Annotated in this window: 25 protein-coding genes and 1 riboswitch; of the genes, 17 read left to right on the forward strand and 8 right to left on the reverse strand. The window is 70.1% G+C overall.

The genetic code is table 11. The features are described 5' to 3' along the window. Positions 1 to 11: 11 nt before the first annotated feature. From ACFXGJ_RS03165 to ACFXGJ_RS03180, 4 genes are all read right to left on the reverse strand, one after another. A complete protein-coding gene (locus ACFXGJ_RS03165) occupies positions 12 to 1,223 on the reverse strand; it encodes a homoserine O-acetyltransferase (RefSeq protein WP_378616398.1) in 1,212 nt (403 codons plus the stop codon). A 144-nt stretch (positions 1,224 to 1,367) separates the two neighbouring features. Next, a complete protein-coding gene (locus ACFXGJ_RS03170) occupies positions 1,368 to 2,456 on the reverse strand; it encodes a homoserine O-acetyltransferase (RefSeq protein ID WP_378616549.1) in 1,089 nt (362 codons plus the stop codon). 180 nt (positions 2,457 to 2,636) lie between these two features. Next, positions 2,637 to 3,758, reverse strand: coding sequence for a homoserine O-acetyltransferase (locus tag ACFXGJ_RS03175; RefSeq protein WP_378616551.1), 1,122 nt, complete (start codon positions 3,756 to 3,758; stop codon positions 2,637 to 2,639). A 68-nt stretch (positions 3,759 to 3,826) separates the two neighbouring features. Then, the gene (locus ACFXGJ_RS03180; RefSeq protein WP_378616400.1) at positions 3,827 to 5,140 is read right to left on the reverse strand and encodes a bifunctional o-acetylhomoserine/o-acetylserine sulfhydrylase; all 1,314 of its coding nucleotides are present in this window, start codon (positions 5,138 to 5,140) and stop codon (positions 3,827 to 3,829) included. Positions 5,141 to 5,275: 135 nt separating this feature from the next. Beyond that, a riboswitch (SAM riboswitch) is annotated at positions 5,276 to 5,393 on the reverse strand. Between the two features lie 164 nt (positions 5,394 to 5,557). Here ACFXGJ_RS03180 and ACFXGJ_RS03185 point away from each other — a divergent pair. From ACFXGJ_RS03185 to yhjD, 16 genes are all read left to right on the forward strand, one after another. Further along, positions 5,558 to 6,955: an amino acid permease gene (locus ACFXGJ_RS03185; RefSeq protein WP_378616402.1), complete on the forward strand. Its 1,398-nt coding sequence runs from the start codon at positions 5,558 to 5,560 to the stop codon at positions 6,953 to 6,955. A gap of 61 nt (positions 6,956 to 7,016) precedes the next feature. Beyond that, the gene (locus tag ACFXGJ_RS03190; RefSeq protein WP_378616404.1) at positions 7,017 to 7,373 is read left to right on the forward strand and encodes a cupredoxin domain-containing protein; all 357 of its coding nucleotides are present in this window, start codon (positions 7,017 to 7,019) and stop codon (positions 7,371 to 7,373) included. Between the two features lie 336 nt (positions 7,374 to 7,709). Next, positions 7,710 to 8,933, forward strand: coding sequence for an NADP-dependent isocitrate dehydrogenase (locus ACFXGJ_RS03195; protein ID WP_378616406.1), 1,224 nt, complete (start codon positions 7,710 to 7,712; stop codon positions 8,931 to 8,933). Between the two features lie 191 nt (positions 8,934 to 9,124). Further along, entirely contained in the window at positions 9,125 to 10,297 is a 1,173-nt protein-coding gene (locus tag ACFXGJ_RS03200) for an MFS transporter (RefSeq protein WP_378616553.1), read from the forward strand. Positions 10,298 to 10,359: 62 nt separating this feature from the next. After that, positions 10,360 to 13,347: a non-ribosomal peptide synthetase gene (locus ACFXGJ_RS03205; RefSeq protein ID WP_378616408.1), complete on the forward strand. Its 2,988-nt coding sequence runs from the start codon at positions 10,360 to 10,362 to the stop codon at positions 13,345 to 13,347. Continuing rightward, on the forward strand, positions 13,344 to 14,066 hold the full coding sequence (locus ACFXGJ_RS03210; RefSeq protein WP_378616410.1) for a formyltransferase family protein: 723 nt from the start codon (positions 13,344 to 13,346) through the stop codon (positions 14,064 to 14,066). Before ACFXGJ_RS03205 ends, ACFXGJ_RS03210 begins: the two co-directional genes overlap by 4 nt. Continuing rightward, entirely contained in the window at positions 14,063 to 15,112 is a 1,050-nt protein-coding gene (locus ACFXGJ_RS03215; RefSeq protein WP_378616412.1) for a 3-oxoacyl-ACP synthase III family protein, read from the forward strand. The genes ACFXGJ_RS03210 and ACFXGJ_RS03215 overlap by 4 nt, the downstream gene beginning before the upstream one ends. A 6-nt stretch (positions 15,113 to 15,118) precedes the next feature. Further along, the gene (locus ACFXGJ_RS03220) at positions 15,119 to 16,015 is read left to right on the forward strand and encodes a hypothetical protein (RefSeq protein ID WP_378616414.1); all 897 of its coding nucleotides are present in this window, start codon (positions 15,119 to 15,121) and stop codon (positions 16,013 to 16,015) included. After that, the gene (locus tag ACFXGJ_RS03225) at positions 16,012 to 17,685 is read left to right on the forward strand and encodes a fatty acid CoA ligase family protein (protein WP_378616416.1); all 1,674 of its coding nucleotides are present in this window, start codon (positions 16,012 to 16,014) and stop codon (positions 17,683 to 17,685) included. The genes ACFXGJ_RS03220 and ACFXGJ_RS03225 overlap by 4 nt, the downstream gene beginning before the upstream one ends. Next, positions 17,682 to 17,939: a hypothetical protein gene (locus tag ACFXGJ_RS03230; RefSeq protein ID WP_378616418.1), complete on the forward strand. Its 258-nt coding sequence runs from the start codon at positions 17,682 to 17,684 to the stop codon at positions 17,937 to 17,939. Before ACFXGJ_RS03225 ends, ACFXGJ_RS03230 begins: the two co-directional genes overlap by 4 nt. 13 nt (positions 17,940 to 17,952) lie before the next feature. Beyond that, positions 17,953 to 18,993, forward strand: a complete 1,041-nt coding sequence (locus tag ACFXGJ_RS03235; protein WP_378616420.1) for an NAD-dependent epimerase/dehydratase family protein — start codon at positions 17,953 to 17,955, stop codon at positions 18,991 to 18,993. Between the two features lie 95 nt (positions 18,994 to 19,088). Beyond that, entirely contained in the window at positions 19,089 to 19,892 is an 804-nt protein-coding gene (locus tag ACFXGJ_RS03240) for an exodeoxyribonuclease III (RefSeq protein WP_378616422.1), read from the forward strand. Continuing rightward, a complete protein-coding gene (locus ACFXGJ_RS03245) occupies positions 19,889 to 20,413 on the forward strand; it encodes a ribonuclease domain-containing protein (RefSeq protein ID WP_378616424.1) in 525 nt (174 codons plus the stop codon). Before ACFXGJ_RS03240 ends, ACFXGJ_RS03245 begins: the two co-directional genes overlap by 4 nt. Continuing rightward, positions 20,413 to 20,868, forward strand: a complete 456-nt coding sequence (locus ACFXGJ_RS03250; protein WP_378616426.1) for a barstar family protein — start codon at positions 20,413 to 20,415, stop codon at positions 20,866 to 20,868. Before ACFXGJ_RS03245 ends, ACFXGJ_RS03250 begins: the two co-directional genes overlap by 1 nt. Before the next feature lie 13 nt (positions 20,869 to 20,881). Next, entirely contained in the window at positions 20,882 to 21,937 is a 1,056-nt protein-coding gene (gene trpS, locus ACFXGJ_RS03255; protein ID WP_378616428.1) for a tryptophan--tRNA ligase, read from the forward strand. A 7-nt stretch (positions 21,938 to 21,944) separates the two neighbouring features. Next, a complete protein-coding gene (gene yhjD, locus ACFXGJ_RS03260; protein WP_378616430.1) occupies positions 21,945 to 22,973 on the forward strand; it encodes an inner membrane protein YhjD in 1,029 nt (342 codons plus the stop codon). A gap of 24 nt (positions 22,974 to 22,997) precedes the next feature. Here the strand turns inward: yhjD and ACFXGJ_RS03265 are convergent, their stop codons facing one another. The 4 genes from ACFXGJ_RS03265 to ACFXGJ_RS03280 are packed head-to-tail and all read right to left on the reverse strand — an operon-like array spanning position 22,998 to position 26,064. Further along, positions 22,998 to 24,314 carry a D-alanyl-D-alanine carboxypeptidase family protein gene (locus ACFXGJ_RS03265; protein WP_378616432.1) on the reverse strand — a complete coding sequence of 439 codons (1,317 nt, stop codon included), beginning with the start codon at positions 24,312 to 24,314 and terminating at the stop codon, positions 22,998 to 23,000. Positions 24,315 to 24,332: 18 nt separating this feature from the next. Beyond that, positions 24,333 to 25,301 (reverse strand): hypothetical protein, encoded by a 969-nt coding sequence (locus ACFXGJ_RS03270; protein WP_378616434.1) that lies wholly within the window; start codon positions 25,299 to 25,301, stop codon positions 24,333 to 24,335. Further along, positions 25,298 to 25,813, reverse strand: coding sequence for a hypothetical protein (locus ACFXGJ_RS03275; protein WP_378616436.1), 516 nt, complete (start codon positions 25,811 to 25,813; stop codon positions 25,298 to 25,300). The genes ACFXGJ_RS03270 and ACFXGJ_RS03275 overlap by 4 nt, the downstream gene beginning before the upstream one ends. Continuing rightward, on the reverse strand, positions 25,813 to 26,064 hold the full coding sequence (locus ACFXGJ_RS03280) for a hypothetical protein (protein ID WP_378616438.1): 252 nt from the start codon (positions 26,062 to 26,064) through the stop codon (positions 25,813 to 25,815). Before ACFXGJ_RS03280 ends, ACFXGJ_RS03275 begins: the two co-directional genes overlap by 1 nt. Before the next feature lie 65 nt (positions 26,065 to 26,129). Between ACFXGJ_RS03280 and ACFXGJ_RS03285 the strand changes: the two genes are divergently transcribed. Then, the gene (locus ACFXGJ_RS03285; RefSeq protein WP_378616440.1) at positions 26,130 to 26,372 is read left to right on the forward strand and encodes a hypothetical protein; all 243 of its coding nucleotides are present in this window, start codon (positions 26,130 to 26,132) and stop codon (positions 26,370 to 26,372) included. Positions 26,373 to 26,424: the final 52 nt, after the last annotated feature.

The raw sequence follows: 26,424 nt of genomic DNA on the forward strand, positions 1-26,424 counted from the left end.
GCACCGGAGTCTCACACCGTGACGGAACTCATCCGGTTCGCCTTGGCCAGTTCCAGGGTCTCGCCCAGCAGCGAGGTCACCCAGGCGACCTCGGTGAGGAAGCCGTCGTGGCCGGCCGCGGAATGCACCACCCGCAGACCGTCGCAGCCCGGCAGCAGTTCGGCCATCTCCTCGAGGTGCCGCAGCGGCATGATCCGGTCGGAGTCGATGGCACCGACGACCACCGGGACGTGGGTCGAGGTCAGCGCGGCCTCGAGCCCACCGCGCCCGCGGCCGACGTCGTACAGGGTGACGGCCTCGCTGAGGGCCACGTAGCTGCCCGCGTCGAAGATCGAGACCAGCTTGTTCGCGTGGTACTCGAGGTAGCTCTGCACTGCGAACCGGCCGCCGCGCCACAGATCCTCGCCCTTCTGCGGGACGTTCTGGAACTGGGTGTCCAGGGCCACCTCCCCGCGGTAGGACAGGTGCGCGAACCGACGGGCGATGCTCAGTCCGGTGTCCGGGGTCCGGCCGGTGCCGTAGTAGTCCCCGCCCTGCCAGTTCGGGTCGGCGGTGATGGCGTCGATCTGGGTGGTCTGGCCGCCGATCTGGTCCGCGGTCGACCGGGGACCCACTGCCAGCGCGAGGGCCGACGCGATCCGGTCCGGGTGGCTGACCATCCATTCCAGCACGCGCATGCCGCCCATCGAACCGCCGACGACGGAGGCGAATCGCGTGATACCCAGCTTGTCGGCGACCGCAGCCTCCGCCTCGACCTGGTCGCGGATGGAGATCATCGGGAAGCGCGAGCCCCAGGGCTTTCCGTCGGGGGCAGGCGAGCTGGGGCCGGTGGTGCCACGGCACCCGCCGAGCACGTTGGTCGCCAGCACGCACCACTCGTTGGTGTCGAGCGGCTCTCCCGGCCCGACCATGCCGTTCCACCAGCCGGGGGTGATGTGCTCGTCGTCGGCGGGGCCGAAGACGTGCGAGTCTCCGGTCAGTGCGTGCTCGACGAGCACGATGTTGTCCATCTCGGGGGTGGGGGTGCCCCAACACTGCACGGCGACGGTGACGTCGGGCAGGACCTCGCCGCTCTCGAGCCGGAGCGCGCCGATGTCGATTTGCGTCAGGCGTCCGTCGGTCGGCGGAAACGCGTCGACGGCCCGCGTGTATGACGCGGGCGTGATCTCCTCACGGGGAAGCAGTTCGATTGAGGTCGTGGGGTGGTTCACTTGTGAACGCATGTCCAGGATGTTAGAACGCGTGCGCGCAGTCGCGGTGCGTAATCGAAAAGTTATGTATCGGCGCTTCACCGCCGAATCGTTACCGTACCTACCTGATCGCCCGCAACTGGACGCCACGTCCCGCCCACCGGGACGGGGGCCGGCTCAGGCGCCGCCCTGGCCGGACCTGGCCAGGGCCATGGTCTCCCCGAGGAGCGAGGTGACCCACGCGACCTCGGTGAGGAAGCCGTCGTGCCCGTCCGTGGACTTGACCAGCCGCAGCCCGTCGCATCCCTGCAGGTGCTGCGCGACCTCCTCGAGCTGGCGCAGCGGGAACAGCCGGTCCGAATCGACGGCTCCGACGATCACCGGGACGGGCGTCGAGGCCAGGGCGGCCGCCACTCCGCCGCGGCCGCGACCGACGTCGTGCCGGTTGATGGCCTCGGTCAGCACCACGTAGGTGCCCGGGTCGAAGCGCGACACCAGCTTGTCCGCCTGGTACTCGAGGTAGCTCTGCACCGCGTAGCGGCCGCCGTCTCTGGGGTTCTCACCCGACTGCGGGGAGTTCCGGAAGCTGGCGTCCAGGCCCGACTCGGCGCGGTAGGACAGGTGGGCGATCCGGCGGGCGATGCGCAGACCGTCGTCCGGGGTCCGGTCGGTGTCGTGGTAGTCGCCGCCCTGCCAGTGCGGGTCGGTGGTGATGGCCGCGACCTGGGTCGTCTGGGCGCCGATCTGGTCCGCGGTCGCGCAGGCCCCGACGGCCAGGACCAGGGCCGAGCGGACCCGGTCGGGGTGCCCGACGATCCACTCGAGGGTACGCATGCCGCCCATCGACCCTCCGACCACCGATGCGAACCGCGCGATCCCGAGCGCGTCGGCCAGCGCGACCTCCGCCGCGACCTGGTCGCGGACCGAGATGGCCGGGAATCGCGAACCCCACGGGCGCCCGTCCGGAGCCGGGGAGGTGGGCCCGGTTGTGCCGCTGCATCCGCCGAGCACGTTGGCGGCGAGCACGCACCACTCGTCGGTGTCGATGGGTGCGCCGGGACCGACCATCCCGTTCCACCAGCCGGGGGCGATGTGCTCGGGTCCGGCAGGGCCGGTGACGTGGGAGTCGCCGGTCAGGGCGTGCTCGACCAGCACGATGTTGTCGAGGGCGGGACTCGGGGTGCCCCAGCACTGCAGGGCGAGGGTGACGTCGGGCAGGACCTCGCCGCTCTCGAGCCGCAGCGAACCGATGTCGGCGGTGGTCAGGCGACCGTCGGTCGGAGGGAAGGGGAGCGCTCGAGCCGGGTCAGGCCCTCCGCCGTCGGGTCGAGAATCGAGTGTCGAGTCGGGACGGATCACGGGCGACGGCACGCCACCGAGCTTACCGATCCGGTATCCGTCGAACGGGGGACATCGACCGGCGTGCCGGTCGAACACGCCGACGAATCAGCGCCGTTCCGAAGCCGGGCGGAACCGCGCGGCCGGGCCCGAGCGCCCGGCCCTGGCCAGAGCCATGGTGTCCCCGAGCAGGCTGGTGACCCAGTCGGCCTCGGTGAGGAAACCGTCGTGGCCGTCCTTCGAGTGCACCACCCGCACCGGACCCGAGCCCGCGAGATGAGTCGCCAGCTCTTCCTGCTGCCACAGCGGGTACAGACGGTCGGAGTCGACGCCGCCGACGATCACCGGGACCGGCGTCGACGCCAGCGCGGCCTCGACTCCGCCCCGTCCGCGACCGACGTCGTGCCGATTCATCGCCTCGGTGAGCAGCACGTAGGTGCCGGGGTCGAAGCGCGCGACCAACTTGTCGGCCTGGTGCTCGAGGTAGCTCTGCACCGCGTACCGGCCGCCCCGCCACGGGTCTTCGCCGTGCTGCGAGGAGTTCGCGAACCGCGCGTCCAGCTCGTCCTCGGTGCGATAGGTCAGGTGCGCGATCCGGCGGGCGATGGCCAGCCCGGTCCGTGGTGCTCGCCCGGTGCCGTGGTAGTCGCCGCCCTGCCAGTCCGGGTCGGCCTCGATCGCGGCGATCTGGGTGGTCTGGGTGCCGATCTGATCGGCCGTGGCCCGAGCGCCGACAGCCAGGATCAGGGCGGAGGCGACTCGGTCGGGATGCTCGACGATCCACTCGAGTGCCCGCATGCCGCCCATCGATCCGCCGATCACCGAGGCGATCCGCTCGATGCCGAGGGTGTCGGCCAGTGCGACCTCGGCCGCGACCTGGTCGCGGATGGAGATCTCCGGGAACCGCGAACCCCACGGGCGTCCCTCGGCGTCCAGGGACGCCGGCCCGGTGCTGCCGCGGCAACCGCCGAGCACGTTGGTGGCGAGCACGCACCACTCGTTGGTGTCGATCGGAGCGCCCGGGCCGATCATTCCGTCCCACCATCCGGGGGAGGGGTGATCGCTGTCGGCGGGACCGGTGACGTGGGAGTCCCCGGTCAGTGCGTGCTCGACGAGCACGACGTTGTCGCGGGTGGGGCTGAGCTCGCCCCAGGCCTGCACGGCGAGAACGACGTCATCGATGACGGCGCCGTTCTCGAGCGTCACGGGACCGACCGGGACGCTCGTCAGCCGCCCGTCCGGCGTCGGGAATCCTTCAGGAGTCCCGGCCGGACGGGCGCCCGATACGGAGCTGAGGGTCAAGACGCAGCCGCCGCGAAGCCGGTCTCGAGGTCGGCCAGGATGTCGTCGATTCCTTCGATGCCCACGGCCAGCCGGACGAGCCCGGGCGTGACACCGGACGCGAGCTGCTCCTCGGGGGACAGCTGCGCGTGGGTGGTCGAGGCGGGGTGGATCACGAGAGAACGCACATCGCCGATGTTAGCGACGTGACTGTGCAGGGTCAGGGCGTTGACGAACTTCTTTCCCGCCTCGGCGCCACCCGCCAGCTCGAACGCCACGATCGCGCCCGCGCCCTTCGGTGCGATCTGTCGCGCGCGCTCGTGCCACGGCGAACTCGGCAGGCCCGCGTAGGCCACCGCGGTGACGTCCGGCCGCGCCTCGAGGAACTCGGCGACCCGCTGCGCATTCGCCACGTGCCGCTCGACACGCAGGCTCAGGGTCTCGATGCCCTGGCTGATGAGGAACGCGTTGAACGGGGACACCGCGGCCCCGACGTCGCGGAGCAGCTGCACGCGCGCCTTGAGTGCGTAGGCGGGCGCGCCGAGGTCCGCGAACACGACGCCGTGGTAGCTGGCGTCCGGGGTGGTGAAGTTCGGGTGCCGGCCCTGCGTCCAGTCGAACGTTCCGCCGTCGACGATGACGCCCGCGATCGCGGTGCCGTGGCCGCCGAGGTACTTCGTGGCCGAGTGCACCACGATGTCGGCCCCGTGCGAGAGCGGCTGGATCAGGTAGGGCGTCGCGACCGTGTTGTCGACGATCAGCGGAATGCCGTTCTCGTGCGCGACCGCCGAGATCCCGGGAAGGTCGAGCACGTCGTTGCGCGGGTTGGAGATGGTCTCGCCGAAGAACGCCCTGGTGTTCGGCTTGATCGCCGACCGCCACTGCTCGAGGTCGTCCGGGTCCTCGACGAACTCGACGGTGATGCCCAGCTTGGGCAGCGTGTAGTTGAAGAGGTTGTACGTGCCGCCGTACAGACGCGGGCTCGCCACGATGTGGTCGCCCGCCTCCGCCAGGTTCAGGATGGCGAACGTCGACGCGGCCTGGCCGGACGACAGCAGCAGCGCCGCGACGCCGCCCTCGAGTGCCGCGATCCGCTGCTCGACCGCGTCCTGGGTCGGGTTCATGATCCGGGTGTAGATGTTGCCCGGCTCGGCGAGACCGAACAGCGCCGCGGCGTGATCGGTGTTGTCGAAGGTGTACGACGTGGTCTGGTAGATCGGAAGCGCACGCGCCTTGGTGGTCGCGTCCGAGGTCTGACCGGCGTGGATCTGCTTGGTCTCGAAGCTCCAGCTCGAGGTCGGATCGGCCGAGGCAGGGGTGTTCTCGCTCATGGGTCGTCTACTCCAGTGAGAGTGGGGGAGTGTGGCGCATCGGAGGCGCCGAATGACAGATGAGGACTATCTGCGACAACAACACATGGTGAACCTCCGTCGGGTCGTGGCCCTGTTTGTGGGTCCGTCCCAGCGGACCCGCGCTTGTCATCCGAACTGTCGTTCGGAAAACCAGGTCATCACCCGGGGCACCCCACCGCGGATGGAGGGTTGCCGGCCAGCGAGCCGGGGCTTGACGCTGACACTCATGACCTGGCGCCGATCTTAGCGGCACCGGTCGCGTCGGCGGACAGTTGGCCCCCGGTACCGAACGTCGGCAGACAGCCGAAACTCCGCTCGACCTCGTGTGACCTGCATTACAGCACTACACTGCTCGGCGCACATTGAACGTTTGATCGTCCGGCTGGGAGACCCACAGTGAAAGACGCCGCCACGGCGCTGACCCGGGGTCTGACCGCCCGACACATCCGATTCATCGCCCTCGGCTCGGCGATCGGCACCGGGCTGTTCTACGGCTCGGCCGGAGCGATCCAGAAGGCGGGACCTGCGGTCCTGCTCGCGTACGTGATCGGCGGCGCCGCGGTGTACCTCGTGCTGCGCTCGCTCGGTGAGATGGCGGTGCGCAATCCGGTGTCCGGCTCGTTTGGCGAGTACGCCGGCAGGCACCTCGGCCCGCTCGCCGGTTTCCTCACCGGCTGGACGTACACGTTCGAGATGATCGTGGTGTGCCTGGCGGACGTCACCGCGTTCGGCGTCTACATGGGGTTCTGGTTCCCCGACGTGCCGCGGTGGATCTGGGTGCTGGCCATCGTGTTCTTCATCGGCGCACTGAACCTGTTGAGCGTCAAGGTGTTCGGGGAACTCGAGTTCTGGTTCACCCTCGTCAAGGTGGGTGCGATCGTGGCGATGATCGCGGCAGGCGTGGCGATCCTGATCTTCGGATTCGGCGTGCACGACACCGAGCCGGCGGTCAGCAACCTATGGGCCGACGGGGGATTCTTCGCAACCGGGTTCGGCGGGTTCGTGGCCTGCTTCGCGATCGTGGTGTTCGCGTTCGGCGGCACCGAGATCATCGGGATCACCGCGGGCGAGGCGGAGGACCCGGCCCGCACGATCCCGCGCGCGGTGAACACCGTGCCGCTGCGGATCATGCTGTTCTACGTCGCGACCCTCGCGGTGATCATGGCGATCAGCCCGTGGCAGACCATCGGCACCGAGGGCAGCCCGTTCGTGCAGATCTTCGAGGGACTCGGGATCGGTCCGGCCGCGAGCGTCCTCAACGTCGTCGTCATCACCGCCGCGCTGTCGGCGATCAACAGCGACATCTTCGGCGCCGGCCGGATGATGTACGGCATGGCTCAGCGGGGTCAGGCCCCCGCGGCGATGACGAGGGTCTCCCGCGCCGGTGTGCCGTGGCTGACGGTGGTCGTGATGACGGTGGCGATGCTGGTCGCGGTGCTGCTCAACTACCTGATCCCGGAGAGCGTGTTCCTGGTCATCGCGTCGATCGCCACGTTCGCGACCGTCTTCGTCTGGGTGATGATCCTGCTGTCGCAGTACCGGGCCCGTCGACGGATGAGTGCCGACGAGGCCGCTGCACTGAAGTTCCCGGTGCCGCTGTGGCCGTACGGGCAGCTGGTCGCCCTTGGCTTTCTCGGGTTCGTGGTCGTGGTGCTCGCCTTCGACGCCGACACCCGCGTGGCGCTCGTCGTCGGCGCGGTGTGGCTGGCGATCCTTGCCCTCGCGTACCGCCGGTTCCTCCGGCCGCGGCTCTCCGCGTCGCCCGAACCCGTCCCGGCGGACCGGGTCGCCTGACCGCCGTTTCTCGACCGCTCGCGGCAGTCGGAGCGGGTCGTCGATGGCCTACGCTGGAGCGATGAAGACAGCCGCGCGGGTGCTCGTCGCCGGAATCGTTGTGGCCGCCGGTGTTTCGGGGTGCAGTAGTTCGTCGACGTCCAGTACGTCCGCGCCGGCGTCCGGAGCGGTGGTCGAGGTCGCGCACATGGCGTTCACGCCGAACACGATCACCGTCGCTGCGGGCGAGACGGTGACGTGGAAGTTCGACGACCGCGGCACCCCGCACGACGTGGTCGGTGTCGGCGACGCGAAGTCGGTGCTGCACAGCGCGCCGATGAAGGAGGGCACCTTCAGCTTCACCTTCACCCAGCCCGGCACCTACCAGTACCTGTGCACGTTCCACCCGGACATGCGCGGGACGGTCGTCGTGCGCTGACCGCGCGGTGGATCGGCCGTCGGCCGTGGTCGGCCCGCGTAGGGAACCGCTAGTGTGTGACGTGTCGCATACTCTCCGTTGCGCTCCGCCTGCGGGTCGGGGGCCGGAGCGGTGGGGGCCGAACCCCTGAAAGTTACCGGACAGTAGGATGTCCGTCCCTCTGGGGCACGCGTCGCGGGCGGGGGCGCTAGCAGTACGCTCGTCTTGTTTAGTGCGGAAACCTCGGGTTTGCGCGCGTTGTATAGGTTTACTGATGAGTCGTTTGCGGTCCGCCCACAAAGTGCGACCGTAGACCGTGTGACCAGGGGAAACTTCCTAGGAGGACGCGAAGTACACATGTCCAAGATCAAGGTTGAGGGTACCGTCGTCGAGCTCGACGGCGACGAGATGACACGCATTATCTGGCAGTTCATCAAGGACAAACTGATCCATCCGTACCTCGATGTGAACCTCGAGTACTACGACCTCGGTATCGAATACCGCGACAAGACCGACGACCAGGTCACGATCGACGCCGCGAACGCCATCAAGCAGCACGGCGTCGGCGTCAAGTGCGCGACCATCACGCCGGACGAGGCTCGCGTCGAGGAGTTCGGCCTGAAGAAGATGTGGCGGTCGCCCAACGGCACCATCCGCAACATCCTCGGCGGAACGATCTTCCGCGCGCCGATCCTGATCTCCAACGTGCCGCGTCTGGTTCCCGGCTGGACCAAGCCGGTGATCGTCGGACGTCACGCCTTCGGCGACCAGTACCGCGCCACCGACTTCAAGGTCCCCGGCGCCGGCACCGTCACCATCACGTACACCCCGGAGGACGGCTCCGAGCCGATCCAGCACGAGGTGTGCAAGATTCCCGAGGACGGCGGCGTCGTCATGGGGATGTACAACTACAAGAAGTCCATCCAGGACTTCGCGCGTGCGTCGCTGGCCTACGGCCTGCAGCAGAACTACCCGGTGTACCTCTCGACCAAGAACACCATCCTCAAGGCCTACGACGGCATGTTCAAGGATGAGTTCCAGCGGATCTTCGAGGAAGAGTTCAAGGCCGAGTTCGACGCCGCGGGTCTGACCTACGAGCACCGCCTCATCGACGACATGGTCGCCTCCTCGCTCAAGTGGGAGGGTGGCTACGTCTGGGCCTGCAAGAACTACGACGGCGACGTCCAGTCCGACACCGTCGCGCAGGGCTACGGCTCGCTGGGCCTGATGACCTCCGTGCTGATGACCCCGGACGGCCGCACGGTCGAGGCGGAGGCCGCGCACGGCACCGTCACGCGCCACTACCGTCAGCATCAGCAGGGCAAGCCCACCTCGACGAACCCGATCGCGTCGATCTTCGCGTGGACCCGGGGTCTCGAGCACCGCGGCAAGCTGGACAACACCCCCGAGGTGATCAACTTCGCGCAGCAGCTCGAGGACGTCGTCATCAAGACCGTCGAGGGCGGCCAGATGACCAAGGACCTCGCGCTGCTCGTCGGCGGGGACCAGGGCTACCTGACCACCGAGGAGTTCCTCGGCGCGCTCGACGAGAACCTGCAGAAGGCGCACGCGGCCAAGTAGCACCGACCGCTGCACCGCGAGGAGGGGCGTCCCGGACATCCGGGGCGCCCCGCCTCGCGTCCGGGTGAGCGATGTCACCGCCGCTCGCTTGGAGTTTCGGCCGTTCACGCGCGGAGAATCGACGAGTGGCTTCGCCGACTCTCCCCGCCGCCCGCACGTCCGGGCCGGCGAGCGCTGCCCGCCGACCCGCGATGCTCGCTCTCGCGCTCGGCGGATTCGGGATCGGCACCACCGAGTTCGTCGCGATGGGCCTGCTACCGGAGATCTCGGCCGGCCTGGGCATCTCCGAGCCGACTGCCGGCCACGTCATCTCCGCGTACGCGCTCGGCGTCGTCGTCGGGGCCCCGCTGATCGCGGCCGCGACGGCCCGAGTACCGCGCCGCACCCTGCTGATCGCGCTCATGGTCGCGTTCACGATCGGCAACGCGGCCTCGGTGTTCGCACCCTCGTACGCGACGCTGACGGCAGCTCGATTCGTTGCGGGCCTGCCGCACGGGGCGTACTTCGGGGTCGCCGCGCTCGTCGCCGCGCACCTCGCCGAACCAGGCAGACGGGCCAAGGCCGTCGCCATGGTCATGATGGGACTGTCGGTGGCCAACGTCGTCGGGGTGCCGGTGGCGGCCTGGCTCGGGCAGAGCCTCGGCTGGCGCAGCGCCTTCGCCCTGGTCGCGGTCATCGGCCTGGCGACCGTCGTCTCCCTGGTCGCCTGGATACCGACGCTCGACGCGATGCCGACGACCAACCCCGTCACCGAACTGGGCGCCCTCGGGCGGGTGCAGGTGTGGATGACACTGATCATGGGCATGGTCGGCTTCGGGGGGATGTTCGCGGTCTACTCGTACATCAGCACCACCCTCACCGACCTGTCCGGCCTGCCTCGGTCGTTCGTTCCGGTCGCGCTGATGCTCTACGGACTCGGCATGGTCGTCGGCAATCTCGTCGGCGGGCACCTGGCCGACCGGGCGCTGATGAAGGGCCTGGCGGTGTCGATGACCGCGCTGGCGGTGATCCTGGCGCTGTTCGTCGTCGCCGTGCGCAACCCCGTCACCGCGCTCGCGTTCGTGTTCCTCATCGGACTCGCCGGTGCCGCGATGGTCCCGGCCCTGCAGACCAGGCTGATGGACGTGGCGGCCGACGCGCAGACCCTCGCGGCCTCGCTCAACCATGCGGCACTCAACATCGCCAACGCCTTCGGCGCGTGGATCGGCGGCGTGGTGATCGCGGCAGGTTTCGGGTACGCCGCACCCGCCGCGGTCGGGTCGCTGCTGGCGCTCGCGGGCCTGGTGGTGCTGTTCGTCGCGGTGCTGCTCCAGCGACGTTCCGCACGTGCCGTGCCGGGTCGGGGCCCGGCCACGTCCGTCTGAACGACCCGCGCCGACAGTAGGAACACGTTACTATTCGCCAATCCACCAGGCGAGGAGCGACGTTGTCTTCGGCATCCCCCGTATTCACCCGGCCGGTGTCACCGACCGAACGGCTGTACCTGGCCATGCAGACTCTCGCGCCCCCGTTCGCGATTCAGTTGCTGGTCGAGGGTGACGGCGAGATCACCGAACTGGACCTCGCGGTCGCGGTCGCCGGTGCCGCTCAGGCCTGCCCCGGAGCGCGGCTGGTCCGGCGCGGGGACGACTGGGTGGACAGCGGGATCGCGCCGCCGGTGCACGTGATCGCCGACGCCTGCCTGTCGGGAGAGAACCTCGACGACCACCCGCTGCTGACCCGGCCCCTCGACCCCGTCGCCGGCCCGACCTGTGAGGTCCTGCTCCTGACCGGAACCCCGAACACCGTCGTGTTCAGGGCATTTCACGGCGTCATGGACGGCAAGGGCATGCACCTGTGGGCGACGGAGGTGTTCCGATTGTTGCGCGGTGAGCGTCCCCTCGGCGCCCGCGAGACCATCGCCGACCACACGCTCGTCGAGCGGCTCGGCACCCGCGGCACACCCACGGTGATGATCCCGAGGTCCCGCTCGCCGCTGGGGCGGACGAGGTCGGTGTGCGGCGAGCCCGAATTCCTCTGGCGCAGACGCACGGTCGCGTCGACCACGCCTGCGGCCGTGGCGCGGATCGCCGAGGTGATCACCGAGGCGGTCGGCCGTCGGACTCGGGTCATGGTTCCCGTCGACATTCGCAGGCACGACCGCGGGCTGCGGTCGACCGCGAATCTGTCGCTGCCGCTGTTCCTCGACTCGGTGCCCGGCGACGGCTGGTCCCGCATCCATGCCAGGCTCCTGCGCGGCATGGTGGAGTCGCGCGAGCTCGCCGAGATGAACAACGGTGGGCTGCAGAAGATGCCGACCGCCGCGGCCCGCGCGATCCTCCGGGCCGGCATGTTCCTCGGCGCCCGAACCGGCAACAACCTGGTCTCGGCCATCGTGTCCCACACGGGGACGACCGATCTGGACGAACTGAGCTGTCCGGGATTCACCGCCACCCGAGTCAGCGGGTTGCCGGTGCACACCGGCATGGTGCCGTTGACGGTCACGGTGATGGAATCCGGGGGTAGCACCGAACTGGCCGTGTCCTGCCGCAACGGTGCGGGCGTCGCGCATCGGCTCGACCGGCTGCTCGACCGGATCGAGGACGCGCTCGGCGCCGACGTGACGCCGAGCGCCGCCGCCGCGCCGAGCGAGCAGGCCGACGGCCGGACCGTGACCAGCGTGTTCCGGGAACACGTGCGGTCGACGCCCGAGGCGCCCGCGGTGCTCGGACCCGAGGGCGAGCTGAGCTACGGCGAGCTCGACGCGTGGTCCGATGCGGTCGCCGCGGACCTGCGCGGGCGCGGCGTGCGGCGCGGGGACCTGGTCGCGATCCTGGCCCGACGGACCCCCGCGTCCGTCGCGGGTCATCTCGGAATCCTCAAGGCGGGAGCGGCCTTTCTCGCCCTGGACCCGCACCATCCGGACGAACGCATCCGCGGTGTTCTCGAGGAGGCCGCCGTGCGGTGCGCCCTCGTGGAGCGGGAGTTCGCCGTGCGGGACGGGCTGGCCGGGGTGGAGGGTGTGGTACTCGAGGCCATCCCGACCCGTCCCGACCACGAGTCGGTCGTCGCAACCGATCTCGCGGAGCCGGACGACGTCGTCTACGTGACCTACACCTCCGGGTCCACCGGGAGGCCGAAGGGCGTCCAGGTCGAGCACCGGGGCATCGTGAACCTGCTGGGTGCGGTCACCGACCTGTACCGGCTGGGTCCGGCGACGCGGTTCGCGCACTATCACACTCAGGCCGCCGACATGGCTTGTGCGGCACTGCTTCTCCCGTTGCTCTCGGGTGGCGCCGTCGTTCTCGTGCCCGGCGAGGTGAATCACCTCACGCTGACCGAGATCTTCGAAGGTTTCACGGTGAACACGGCCATGGTGACGCCGAGCCTGCTCGAGGTGGTGGTTCGGCTCGGGCTGGAACCGGCCGAGATGCGCGCGGTGAGCATCGGGGGCGAGGCACTGCACGAGCCGTTGGCCGCCGCCGCCCGCGCGCTGTTCGGTCCGGACTGCCGGCTCCTCAACAGCTATGGGCCCGCGGAGATGTCGATCGTGTGCACGGCACGCGAGATCGAGGCCGTTGATGCGGGCGGGGTGGCGCCGGTGCCGATCGGTCGACCCACCCTGGACACGACGGTGCACGTGCTCGACGCGACCCGCCGTCCGGTGCGCGAGGGCGAGATCGGCGAACTGTACTTCGGCGGGCCGCAGGTCGGACGTGGCTACCTGCACCGACCGGACCTGACCGCTGGGCGATTCGTCACCCTGCCCGGTGGCGAGCGGGTCTACCGCACAGGCGATCTCGGTCGTGTCCTGCCCGGCGGTGAACTCGAGTTCGCCGGCCGCGTCGACAGTCAGGTCAAGATCAGGGGCAACCGGGTCGAACCGGGCGAGGTGCAGGCCGCCCTCGCGGCCCATCCCGCGCTCGCGCGGGTGGCGGTGGTCCCCGTGCGGCGCGCCGATCGCGGCGACAACGTGCTCGTCGCGTACCTGGTCCGCGAGGGGGATCCGGTGCCGGATGCCGGTGCGCTGCGTGACTACCTGTCTCGGTCGCTGCCGACGTACATGATCCCCGCCGAATTCCATGTCGTCGAGGACATTCCGTTGACCGCCAACGGCAAACTCGATGCGGCGACCCTGGAAGGTCACGCCGATCCCGGGTCGGTGGGCGCCTCGGCACCGGTCGACGACATTGCCGAGATCTGGGCGTCGGTCCTGATGGTCGACGTGTCGACCCTCGACGACGCCACCGACTTCTACGAACTCGGTGGCGATTCGCTGGCCGCGGTGGAGATGCTCTCGCAGGTCTCGCGGCGGGTCGTGGGCGCCGGCAACGACGTCGGGTTCGTGGCGGACCTCGAGGATCTCGTGCACCGGTTGACGCTGGGCCGGGTTCGGCAGGCGGCACATCGTGCCCGCGTGCCCGCGTCCCAGTGATCCTGGTCGGCAGTGGGGCGCTGCTGTGGCGGGCCGTGCGGCACGCCGTCGACACCGGCGTGGTCGTGGACGTGGTCTGCACCCCACTCGGGTCGGTACCCCCGCGAGGGCTCGATTCGGTGCCGCACCTGTCCGTGGCGGACGTCAACATGCACACCGACGTCCTGATCGGTGCGTGCACCGACGAGGTGGTGTGGTCGATCAACAACCCCGCCATTCTCGGGCCGGGGCTGGTCGGCTCGGACCTGCGGATCTACAACGTCCACAACGGTCCGCTGCCCGACTGTCGCGGGCTGCCGCAGGTCGCGGTCGTGCACGCGATTCTCGACGGTCGAACGGAGTACGCGGCGACCCTGCACGGTGTCGACGCGGGCATCGACACCGGTCCGGTACTCGACACGGAACCGTTCGCGATCGACCCCGACGACCGTTTCGAGGACGTCATGCTGCGCGGACTACGCGCGTGCCACAACCTGTTCGTCCGGAACCTCGAGGCGGTGCTCGACGACCGGCTCGAGCCGGTCCCGGCGTTCGCCGGCGCCGGCCCCGGTGGCTACTTCGGTGCACGATCGCTGCCCGGTCTCGCGCTCCACTCCGACCACCCGAACTTCGAACGAGCCACCGCGCTCGGTGTCTTCGCCCCGCACTATCCGGAAATCTCCGCACTCGCCCGACCGCCGCGGCCACATCGGCCGGCAGACCCAGAGGAGCCACGGTGACCAAGTCCCGGTTCGAATCGATAGGTACGTACCTGCCCAGCACGGTCCTGAGTACGAAGGAGTTGGTCGGCCGGCTCGCCACGACGCCGCCCTTCGATTTCGAGGCCGTCACCGGCGTCGTGGACCGACGCGTCTCCGACACCCGAGCGGACAGCTACGAGGACTCGTTCACCCTGGCGCTCAACGCCGCCCGGGACGCGCTGAGCCGGTCCCGCTACCGAGCGGACGAGATCGACGTGATCATCTCGACGTCGATCTCGCGCAGCAAGAATCGCGACACCATGTACCTCGAACCGTCCTTCGCCTCGATGCTGGCCAAGGAACTGGGCATTCGTGGCGCGGTGACGTTCGACCTGTCCAATGCCTGCGCCGGCATGCTCAGCGGCGTCTACGTGCTCGATCGGATGATTCGTTCCGGTGCGGCGCGCACCGGTCTCGTGGTCAGCGGCGAGCACATCACCCCGATCTCGTCGACCGCGGTCAGCGAGATCTCGGAGAAGTACGACCTGCAATTCGCCTCACTGTCCGTCGGCGATTCGGGCGCGGCGGTGGTGCTCGACCGCGCCGTCGACGACGACGACAAGATCGACTACATCGAGATGATGACGGCCTCCGAGTACTCGAACCTGTGCCTGGGTATGCCGAGCGACAGGACCGCCGGCATCGCGCTGTACACCGACAACCGCAAGATGCACAACGAGTCCCGATTCCTGCTGTGGACGAACGCGCAGAAGGAGTTCCTCGCCGCGCGCGGGCGCACCTTCGCCGACGAGGAGTTCGACTTCGTCATCCACCACCAGTTCGGCGCCTCGGCGGTGCTGATGCTGAACGCGCTGGGGGAGCGTGAGTTCGAGACGCCGATGCCGCCGCCGCTCAATGTGGTGGAGAAGTACGGCAACACCTCGAGCACGTCCCACTTCGTCGTCCTGCACGACCACCTGAAGGACAAGGCGGTACCCAAGGGGTCGAAGATCCTGATGGTCCCGGCCGCCTCCGGCATCGTCACCGGCTACGTGTCCGCCACGATTTCGTCCCTGGAGGTCTGACTCGTCATGGGTATCGCCATCAAGTCCACCGGCGTGAGTGTTCCCGCCGTGACCACCAGCATCATCGAGCACTCGGCCCGCGCGGCGCGGGCCGCGATGGCGGCCGCGGGCATCGAGGCCCAGCAGGTCGGGGTGCTGGTCAACACCGGCATCTACCGCGACTCGAACCTGTTCGAACCGTCCATTGCCGCGCTGATTCAGCGGGAAGCGGGAATCGGGCTGGAGTACCCGGACGGCGTCGCCCGATCGTTCTCCTTCGACCTGATGAACGGCGCCTGCGGTGTGCTCAACGCAGTGCAGGTGGCCACCGCCCTGCTCGAAACCGACAGTGCCGAGCACGTTCTCGTAGTCTCGGGCGACACGCATCCGTCACTGCAGCGGCGCCGTCCGGCCGCGGACTTCCCGTTCGTGACGGCCGGTGCGGCGTTGCTGCTCGAGAAGACGGACGGACCGGAGGGCTTCGGTCCGGTCGCGGTCGCGGAGTCCGAAGGATCCCCCGCCACCGAGGGCTTCGCGGACATGTCGACGATGGGGGTGCACGGCCGCTCCCTCGTCCACGTGGTGCGCGAGGAAGGTTTCGAGCAACGACTCCTCGAGGTGGCGACCTCGGCCGCGACCTCGGCGATGGGTGCCGACACGGATCCCCGCCGGACGGCGTTGATCTGCTCGCGGCCCACCGAGGGGTTCGGCGCGCTGCTCGCCGGGCGGCTCGGACTGCCCGGTGACTCGGTGATCGGCAGCGGCGAGGTGCAGGGCGACGCGCACACCGCGGCGCTCACGGTGGCATACCACCACGCCGCCGAGGACGCGTTGCTCGCCGGCTACGACCGCGTCCTGTTCGTCGCCGCGGGGGCGGGGCCGAGCGCCGCCGCCGTCGTCTACCGGTTGGCGCCGCCGCAGTGACGACGGCACCACCACGGGCACACTGCGGCTCCGTCGAGCGGCTCCGCACTATCGCGGCGGAGCACCCCGGCCGCGAGGCGGTGATCCATTCGGTCGGCGGAACCGACTCGGGTGCACCGCGATACGAGCGACTGTCGTACCGCGAACTCGACGAGTGGTCCGATCTGCTCGCGCAGCGTTTCGAGGACTGCGGGATCGGCCGGGGCATGCGCACGCTGCTGCTGGTGACCCCGGGGCCGGAGTTCTACGCGATCATGTTCGGGCTGCTCAAGGTGTCCGCGGTGCCGGTGGTGATCGATCCGGGAATGGGTCTGCGCCCGATGCTGCGGTGCCTGAAGTCGGTGGCGCCGCAGGCATTCGTGGGGATACCGAAGGCGCACCTGCTTCGTCTGGCCTTCCGCCGCACCTTCGCCACGGTGCGGGTGACGGTGACCGTCGGGCGCCGCGCCTGGGGAGGGCACAGCCTGCGGTCGTGGGGGCGCACCCCGGACCGCCCGGTCGCGTCGACGCCCGCCGCACCCGACGACGAGGTGATGATGATCGCCTTCACGACCGGGAGCACCGGCCCGGCGAAGGCGGTCAACCTCACCCACGGAAACCTCGCCGCCATGCTCGAGCAGGTCGACGAGGCCCGCGACCGGGTGCCGCCGGGCACCTCGCTGATCACGCTGCCGATCTTCGGGGTGCTCGACCTGATGCTGGGGTCGCGGTGCGTGCTCCCGCCGATCACCCCGGGCCGGGTCGGCGAGGTGGACCCGGCCCACGTGGTCGACGCGATCGACCGGTTCGAGGTGCGAACGCTGTTCGCCTCGCCCGCCGTGCTGGTGCCGCTGGTGCGGTACGGGCGCGAGCACGCCGTCGCGCTGTCGTCGGTGCGGTCGGTGTTCTCCGGCGGCGCACCGGTTCCGCACGACGCGATCGCCGGCCTGCGCGAGATGCTGCCCGAGGACGGTGAGGTGTCGGCGGGGTACGGCTCGACCGAGGCGTTGCCGATGTCGGCGATCGAATCCCGCGAACTCCTCGGCGAGCTCGTCGGTCGAACCCAGGCGGGCGCCGGGACCTGCCTCGGCCGCCCCGCAACGGGGTTGCAGGCGCGGATCATCGCGATCACGGACGGTCCCGTTCCGGACCGCTCCGCGGAGGGCGTGGCGGCGGGCGGCATCGGCGAGATCGTGGTGGCCGGACCCAATGTCAGTACCAGCTACCACTGGCCCGCCGAGGCGAACGCACTCGGGAAGATTCGCGACGGGGACCGGGTCTGGCACCGCACCGGCGACCTCGGCTGGATCGACGAGGCCGGCCGAATCTGGTTCTGCGGACGCAAGAGTCAGCGGGTGCGGACGGCCGACGGAACCCTGTTCACCGTGCAGTGCGAACAGATCTTCAACGCCGTTCCCGACGTGGCGCGTACCGCGCTCGTCGGCGTCGGTCGCGACGACGACCGACGTCCGGTGCTGTGCGTGGAACTGCAACCGGGCGTCCGGGCCGGCGAGCGAGCCAGGATCGAGCGCGAACTGCGCGAACTGGGCGCACAGAGTCACGTCACCGAGCGCGTCGAGTTCTTCCTGTTCCATCCGGGATTCCCGGTCGACATCCGTCACAACGCGAAGATCGGCCGTGAGCAGTTGTCGGTGTGGGCTGGGCGGCAACTGGCGAAGGCGGGCCGATGACGGGCACCCGCGTGCTGCTGCTGCGGACGGTTCCGGTGCTGGGCTGGCTGTTCCTGGCGATCGGCCTGTTTCGTCCGTTCGAGGGCAGGACGTTGCGTGTCCTGTGGTGGACGGATGTCGCGCTGAGCGTCGGTGCGCACGCGGCGCAGGTCCCGATGGCGCTGAAACACGGTCGCCGACTGGGGCATTCGGACGGCAAGGTCGTCGCGATGACGATGCTTCTCGGTGCGACCTGGTGGAAGACTCAGCGATGACAGGAGGGGTGCGGTGAGGGCACTGGTGACCGGGGCGAGCGGATTCCTCGGCGGGGCGTTGACGCGGCGACTGCTCGCGGACGGCGAGATGGACGTGTCGGTGCTGGTTCGGCCCACAAGTGACCTGCGCGATCTCGGTGACACCTCCCGGCTGACGCTGGTCTACGGGGACCTCTCCGACCGGGAGTCGCTGCGTGCGGCGACCCGCGACGTGGACGTGGTGTTCCACAGCGCCGCGCGGGTCGACGAACGCGGTGTCCGCGAACAGTTCTGGACCGAGAACGTGCAGGCGACGGTGGACCTGATCGACGCTGCTCGTCGCAGCGGGACGTCCCGATTCGTGTTCGTCTCCAGCCCGAGCGCCCTGATGGAGTACGACGGTGGCGACCAGATCGACGTCGACGAGTCGATGCCGTACCCGGTGCGGTACCTGAACCTGTACTCCGAGACCAAGGCGGCGGCCGAGCGGCGGGTGCTCGCGGCGAACGGTCGGGACCTGACCACGTGTGCGTTGCGCCCGCGTGCGATCTGGGGCGCGGGGGACCGGTCCGGCCCGATCGTCCGGCTGCTCGCCAAGGCGTCCCGGGGTGCGCTGCCGGATCTGTCCGGCGGCGCGACGGTGTACACGTCGCTGTGTCACGTCGACAACATCGTCGACGCGTGTGTGCGGGCCGCGGCGTCGGACCGGGTCGGCGGCCGTGCGTACTACGTTGCCGACGCCGAGCGGACCGACGTGTGGGACTTCGTGGGGGAGGTCTCGCGGCTGTTCGGGTTCGCGCCCCCGAGCCGGCGGCCGAACCCGCGGGTGCTCGCCGCGGCCGTGGGCGTCAGCGAGGCGATCTGGCGGATACCGTACGTCGCCCAGCGTTGGTCGCCGCCCCTGTCGCGGTACGTGGTCGCCCTGCTCACCCGCAGCGCGACCTTCGACACCGGCGCCGCCGAGCGCGACTTCGGTTATCGGCCGGTCGTCAGCCGTGACGCCGGGCTGAAGGAGTTCAAGGACTGGGTGGACGGGCAGGGCGGCGTCGCGGAACTCGCCAGGACACTGCGGTAGCGCGCCGCGACTGCCGGGCGAGCGAAGCGACGGGGGATGTGTCGGCGAGCGAAGCGACGGGGGATGTGTCGGGTCGGTCGGATACGGTTCCTGCCGTGCCGCACATCATCACGACTGTCAATGTCAACGGGGTCCGCGCTGCAGCGAAGAAGGGGCTGCTCGAGTGGATCGACGCCACCGAGGCGGACGTGATCTGCTTGCAGGAGACGCGGGCCGACGACAAGCAGCTGCGGGCCACGCTGGCGCCGGCTCTGGACGGAGGCTGGCACCTCGCCTCGGCCGAGCCGTCGGCGAAGGGCCGCAACGGCGTCGCCGTGCTCTCGCGCAGGCCCGCCGAGGCGGTCCGCGTCGGTCACGGCGACGACGAGTTCCTCGACGCGGGCCGGTACCTGGAAGCCGACTTCGGCGAGCTGACCGTCGCGAGCCTCTACCTGCCGTCCGGCGAGGCAGGCACTCCGCGGCAGGAGGAGAAGGAACGCTTCCTCGACTCGTTCGGCCGCCACCTCGCCGCGACGGCTGCGGCGGCGCTCGCCGCCGACCGGCACGTGGTGGTGTGCGGGGACTGGAACATCGCGCACACCGAGCTGGACCTGAAGAACCACAAGGGGAATACGAAGAACTCCGGGTTCCTGCCGAACGAACGCGCGTGGATGGGTTCGGTGTTCGGCGAGTTCGGCTGGGTCGACGTCGTGCGTGAGCTGCATCCCGACCTGCCGGGTCCGTACAGCTGGTGGTCCTACCGCGGCAAGGCGTTCGACAACGACTCCGGCTGGCGCATCGATTACCAGGTGTGCACCGCGGCGCTCGCCGAACGGGCGAAGGAGGCGGTGGTCGAGCGCGCCGAGTCCTACGACCGGCGCTGGTCGGATCACGCACCGGTGACGGTGCAGTACCGATGAGCCGGCTGGGGACGCGCTCGCGCGTCGTCGTCGGGGTGTTGCTGGCCGTGCTGGTGGGCGTGCTGGCCTATGTGTTGGGCGGTCCGTACACGGCGGAGGACGCGTCGGGGTCCGCAACGACGAGCACATCGGCAACCGCCGTGACCGGGTCCGCGCCTGCTTCCGCGGCCACCTCGGCCGGTCCGGCCAGCCGAACCGCGGCGCCGGTGACCGCGGGACCGCGGGGCGTCGTTCCCGCGGCGATCACCCAGGCGGCCTGGGCCACGCTCGCAGAGGTCGACGCCGGTCGCTGGCCCGGCTCGGCGAACGCCCCGGGAACCAAGGGCGGCGACACCTGGCAGAACCGCGACGGCACCCTGCCGCGTACGGACCCGGGCGGAGTCAAGGTCAGTTACCGGGAATGGGACGTGAACCCGAAGAAACGCGGCGAGACCCGCGACGCGGAGCGGATAGTCACCGGTAGCAACGGGTCGGCCTGGTACACCGCCGACCACTACACCAGCTTCGCGAGGATGCGCTGATGACCACGCTCACCGAGTTCGCCACCGACCCCACCCGCACGGCCGGCGTACTGCCCGGCATCGCGCGCGCCGCTGACAACGCGGCGCTCGCGCTGACCCGGGCCGGCTACACCGCACGTCTGGTGCGCGGTACGAAGATGCCGACCGTCGCCGCGGTGTTCGACGAGTTCGCGGCGGCCCTGCAGTTCCCGTACTACTTCGGCGGCAACAAGGATGCCTTCGACGAGTGTCTGCGCGACAGCCCGGACTGGCTCGGGGACTCGCGCGGGCTGGTGGTCGTGGTCCGCGACGGCGACGCCCTGCTCGCCTCCGCGCCGGGCGAGCTGGGCTGGTTCGCCGAGGCTCTCGACGACGCCGACGTCCGGCTGATCCTGCAGGCGGAGGCTGGTGCGGCAGGCGATCTGGCGCGACGCTGGCCTGGCACCCGCGGCGGTCCGGCCCACCTGGAGGCATGAAAGGATCGGTGCCATGTCGAGTCCCGAATCGTCTGCACCTGGTTCCGCGCCCTCCGCTCCCACCACCCGGCACCGGGTGCTCTCCGGCATCCAGCCGACCGCGGACTCGTTCCACCTCGGCAACTACCTCGGCGCGCTGGCCCAGTGGGTGCCGCTGCAGGACGAGTTCGACGCCTTCTACTTCATCCCCGACCTGCACGCGATCACCGTCCCGCAGGACCCGAAGGAGCTGCGCAAGCGCACGAAGGTGGCCGCCGCGCAGCTGCTCGCCCTTGGCATCGACCCGGCCAAGTCCACGCTGTTCGTGCAGAGCCAGGTGCCCGAGCACGCTCAGCTCGCGTGGGTGCTCAACTGCATCACCGGATTCGGTGAGGCGAGCCGGATGACCCAGTTCAAGGACAAGTCGGCCAAGCAGGGCACCGAGGCCGCGACCGTCGGCCTGTTCACCTACCCGGTGCTGATGGCCGCCGACATCCTGCTCTACCGCCCGCAGCGGGTGCCGGTCGGCGAGGACCAGCGCCAGCACCTCGAGATGGCACGCGACCTGGCGCAGCGGTTCAACACCCGCTTCGGCAAGTCGTTCGTGATCCCGGAGGCGCAGATGATCAAGGGCACCTCCAAGATCTACGACCTGCAGGATCCGACGTCGAAGATGAGCAAGTCCGCTGCCTCGGAGGCCGGGCTGATCAACTTGCTCGACGACCCGAAGGTCTCCGCCAAGCGCATCAAGTCCGCGGTCACCGACAACGAGCGCGAGATCCGCTTCGACCGCGAGGCCAAGCCGGGCGTGAGCAACCTGCTGACCATCCAGTCGGCGCTGTCCGGCCGGAGTGTCGAGGATCTGGTGCGGGGCTACGAGGGCAAGGGCTACGGCGACCTGAAGTCCGACACCGCGGACGTCCTCGTCGAGTTCGTGACCCCGCTCAAGGCGAAGGTGGACGGCTACCTCGCCGATCCGGCCGAGCTGGACCGCATCCTCGACGCGGGCGCGGAGCGGGCGCGTGAGGTCTCCTCCCGGACGCTGGCCACCGTGTATGACAAGGTGGGTTTCCTTCCGCAGAAGGGGTGAACCGTCGGTGCCGGACCTGATGGCGTTTCTCGAGCGTCAACGTGCGGCACGCCCGTGGCTGGACCACATGGTTCGGGCCGGCGGGCGCTATCAGCAGCAGAAGGGCGACTACTTCGCCGCCGGGATCACGTATTTCAGTGTGTTCGCGCTGTTCCCGCTGCTGATGGTTGCGTTCGCCGTCACCGGCTTCGTGCTGGTGGAGCACCCCGAGCTGCTCACGACCATCCACGACTCGATCAGCAAGGCGATGCCGGGGGAGCTCGGCGTCCAGATCAACCAGCTGATCGACTCGGCGATCGCCGCGCGCAGGACGGTGGGTGTCCTCGGTCTGGTCGTTGCCGCCTACTCGGGTCTCGGGTGGATGGCGAACCTGCGCGAGGCCCTGAGCGCGATGTGGGACCAGCGCCATCCGAGCACCGGCTTCGTACGCACGAAGCTCGTCGACCTGACCAAGCTGGTCGGTCTGCTGCTCGCGGTCGTGGTGTCGATCGGACTGTCCGTGCTCGCGGACGGCGGTGTCACCCGCACGGTGCTGGAATGGTTGGGCATCGACCACCTCGGGTGGGTGCAGACCGCCGTGCAGGTGTTGTCCTCCCTGCTGGCGATCGCGGCCACCTGGGCGCTGTTCGTCTGGGTCATCGCGCGACTGCCCCGCGAGCCGATCACGGTGCGCAGCGCGGCCCGCGCCGCGCTGTTCGCCGCGATCGGATTCGAGGTGTTCAAGCGGCTCGGCGCGATCTACCTCAGGGCCGTCACCAGCGGACCGGCCGGCTCAGCGTTCGGTCCCATCATCGGTCTGCTCGTGTTCGTCTACTTCACGGCCCGCCTCGTGCTCTTCTCCACCGCGTGGGCCGCGACGGCGCGGGAGAACGTTCGTCAGGCCTATGTTCCGCCGCCGGATCCCGCGGTCATCGAGATCACCGCGCCGCCGCCGAAGGGTCCCAGCGCGGCCGAGGCGCTCGCCCTCGTCGGTGCGGGTGCGGTCGCGGCGCTCGGTCTCGGCGGGTTCTTCCGGCGGCGGCGGGACCGCCGCTGAGCCGAGGGAGGGCGTCGGCCGCGGTCAGCGGTGGCGACGCTGCAGTCGGCGCGCGGCGAGCAGCAGCACGCCGATGACGATGCCGCCGATCAACGCGACCGTCGTACCGGACACCCGGTTACCGGCGCCGGAGTTCGCCGCCGACGCACTCACCGCCCCGGTCGCACGTTGGGACTGCTCGTCCGGCGGCGCGGCGAGGGTCACCTCCGCCGCGGCGTCGCCGTCCGGTTCGACCAGCGTGCCCACGGAGGTCGAGGCGGGCAGGGCGAAGCCGTAGTCGAGCAGTCGGGCGGCCTGCTCCCACGGCCGGATCGGCTTGACGTCGCCGGCCATCAGGGTGACCGCGAGCCTGCGCCCGCCCTTCTCCGCGGCCCCGGCGAAGGTCTGACGGGCGTCGTCGGTGTACCCGGTCTTGCCTCCGAGAGCGCCGTCGTAGTTGTAGAGCAGCTTGTTGTCGTTCGACAGCGTGAACGGCGGATGGTCCACGTCGTCCGGGTTGGTCGGGTCCTTCGGGAATCCGGGGAACTGGACCGTCTCGGTGTGGACCAGGTCCGCAAAAGTCTTGTTGTGCATGGCCGCCCGGAAGATGACGGCGAGATCGTAGGCGGAACTGGACATCCCCGGCCCGTCCAGTCCGGAGGGCGTCGCGGCCCGGGTGTCGAGGGCGCCGAGCGCGCGGGCGCGGGCGTTCATCTTCGCGACGGCGGCGTCGAGGCCGCCCAGCTGCACGGCGATCGCGTGGGCGGCATCGTTGCCCGACGCCATCACCAGCCCCTGGAAGAGCTGGCGATTGGTGTAGCGCCCGTTCTTGCCGAGCCCCACGGCGCTGCCCTCGGCGTTGGCGTCGTCGGCGGTGGCGACGACGGTCTTGTCGAGGTCCAGCTCGTCGAGTGCGACCAGCGCGAGCAACATCTTGATGGTGCTGGCGGGCCGGTACCGACCGTGCGGGTCCTTGGCGGCGATGACCTTGCCGGAGTCGAGGTCGGCGAGCACCCAGCCGGTCGCGGAGATGTCGGCCGGCAGCGGGGGTGTTCCGGAGGCGCTGATCGCACCGCACTCGCCCAGGCGCTTGCCGCCGACCGGGTCGTCGGGGACCGGCAGAGGGGCCGGTGCCTGTCGGCCCGGCGCCGGCACCTCGGACTGGTCGATCGCCTTCGGCGGGACGCTCCGCTGCGGGCAGTTGTCGGTGTTCGGGGTGGTGAACGGGGCGCTGGTGGTGGTGCCGGCGGAGGGGTCCACGGGCGTGGGCTGGGCCGCGGCCACCGGCGCACAGACCAGCGCGATCGCGGCCGCGGCGATCAGTGCCTGTCGGGTCAGTCCACGTGCACTCACCGGAGGCACGCTATCGCACGACGGACCTCAGATGCCGGATTGGCCGGGGGAGTTGTACGCGGCGCACACCGCGCCGATCCATCGACGGTCGCTGACCGAGTCGGGCGCGGCGAGCCAAGCCGGGTCGATCGGCTCGGCGTCGTGGCGGTGCAGCCACTCGGCGACGGCGGCGGCGTGCTCGGGCAGGCCCGCGGGCGGTGTCGTCGGTTCGGGCTGGAACATGCCGGCGCCTGCGTGCAGGTAGAGCCCGTCGAGGATCTGGGAGATGCGGTCGCTGGCCGTCAGCGTGGCGGTCGCGGACCGGTAGTCGGTGTCGAGCAGTTCGGGGTGGGCGGTGGTCAACGCGGTCCACAGCCGACGGGTGCGGCGCAGGTCGAGTTGGGCGCGACACCACGCCTCGATCATCACGGACGAACACGCCGCGCTGATCAGCACGATGGCCACGGTCCACCACGTGAGATCGGGGGCCAGGTGCTGCGAGGTCGGGTCGGTCAACGCGAGGAGGCCGATGCCGGCGACGACCATGCTCCCCGCGCAGAACAGTCCGATCGCGCGTCCGAGCGGGTTCCAGCGCACGTAGCGGAGCCCCGCGACCACCGCGAATGCCGACGTCGCGGTGAGGAAGAGGTCCGTGAGGCGGTGGTGGTCGGGTCCGCGTAGCTCGTTCGCGGTGACGGCGATCGCGACCGCGGCGAAGGCCGTAGGGAGCGGCCATTGCGGGCCTCGGCTGAGCCGGGGGAACGAGGCCGCGGCGATCAGGGCGGTGGCCGCACCGAACACGATCCAGCAGATCTCGAAGGTGGTGGCCGCGGCGCCGGAGCGCCACCCGTCGAGCACCTCGGTGACGGTGGAGGTGCGGATCGTCGCCGCGGCGGTGACCGCGATGGCCGCGACCGCGATCGACACCCGGGCGAGCGAGGGTGGGCGGACCGTCAGCCGTCCGATGCGGGCCCCCACCGCGGTCGAGCAGACGAAGGCTGTCAGCCAGGTGATCATCCGAGCGCCTCGTCGTAGCAGAGCAACGGGCGCCAGTTCTGATCGCGTTCGAAATGCCCGAGCCTCTGCAACAGGCGCACCGCGAACGCTTCGGCCTCCCACTCGTGCAGCGCCTCGGCAGTCAGGTCCGACGAACTCGCTGCCCGCTGGCTCAGCATGTACGCGATCAGGTCGTCGTCGGCGGCCAGGGTGGTCTCGGCGATCGCCGCGCCGGGGTGCCGGAAGACGATGTGTCCGATCTCGTGGGCGAGGGTGCGGTCGATACTGGGGAGGCTGCGAGCGAGCACGATCTCGTCGTGGTCGGGGAACTCCCGGCGCTGCCCCCACACACCGGGGCCGAGGTCCGCGATCTCGATCTCGATGGGGCGTCGACGCGAGGCGGCGAGGGCCTGGGCGATGTCCTCGATGGTGACGGCGTGGGTCTGCGCCGCCATGTCCAGGACGGCGTCGACTGCCGCGAGAACGCGCCGGTGCGAGCGCACCGGACGTGTGGTGCCGTCTGAAGCCGCCATCAGGAAGCGGGCCCCAGGAACTCGGCCCGGGCGACATTGAGCCGCGTACGAGTGGCGCGTGCGCTGCGGAAGCTCGCGAATCCCGTTGCGCCCGCAGCCAGGAGGACGGCACTCACGCCGGCTGCCGCGGCACCGACGTCACCGCCGTGGCGGGTCGACGCGGCCAGTTCGACGGTGTCGGTGTCGTCGGTGCTGCCGCTGCCGCTGTTGCTGGAGGAGGCGCGCAGACCGCGGGGCGCTGCGGCCGCCACATGCTCCGTCGGGGAGTCGGACCGAGCCGGGGCGACAGCGGGTGCGTCCGCCGCGGGTGCCTCAGGTGCTGCGGGCGCTGCGGGTGCTGCGGGTGCGCCGGGTGCTGCGGGTGCGCCGGGTGCTGCGGGCGAGCCGGGTGCTGCGGGTGCGCCGGGTGCGCCGGGTGCGCCGGGTGCGCCGGGTGCGGGCGCACCGGCAGCCGGAGGTGCGGGCACGGCCGGTGGCGGTCCGGGTGGCACCGCAGGCGGCACGACGGGCGGTACCACCACGACTCCTGCAGGCCGGGTCGTCGTGGTTGGCCGAGTAGTAGTCGGTCGAGTCGTGGTCGCGGCGACCGTGGTGGTCGGGACAGCTGTGGT

The organism is Rhodococcus sp. NPDC059234 (assembly GCF_042754225.1).
Lineage (GTDB): Bacteria > Actinomycetota > Actinomycetes > Mycobacteriales > Mycobacteriaceae > Rhodococcus_G.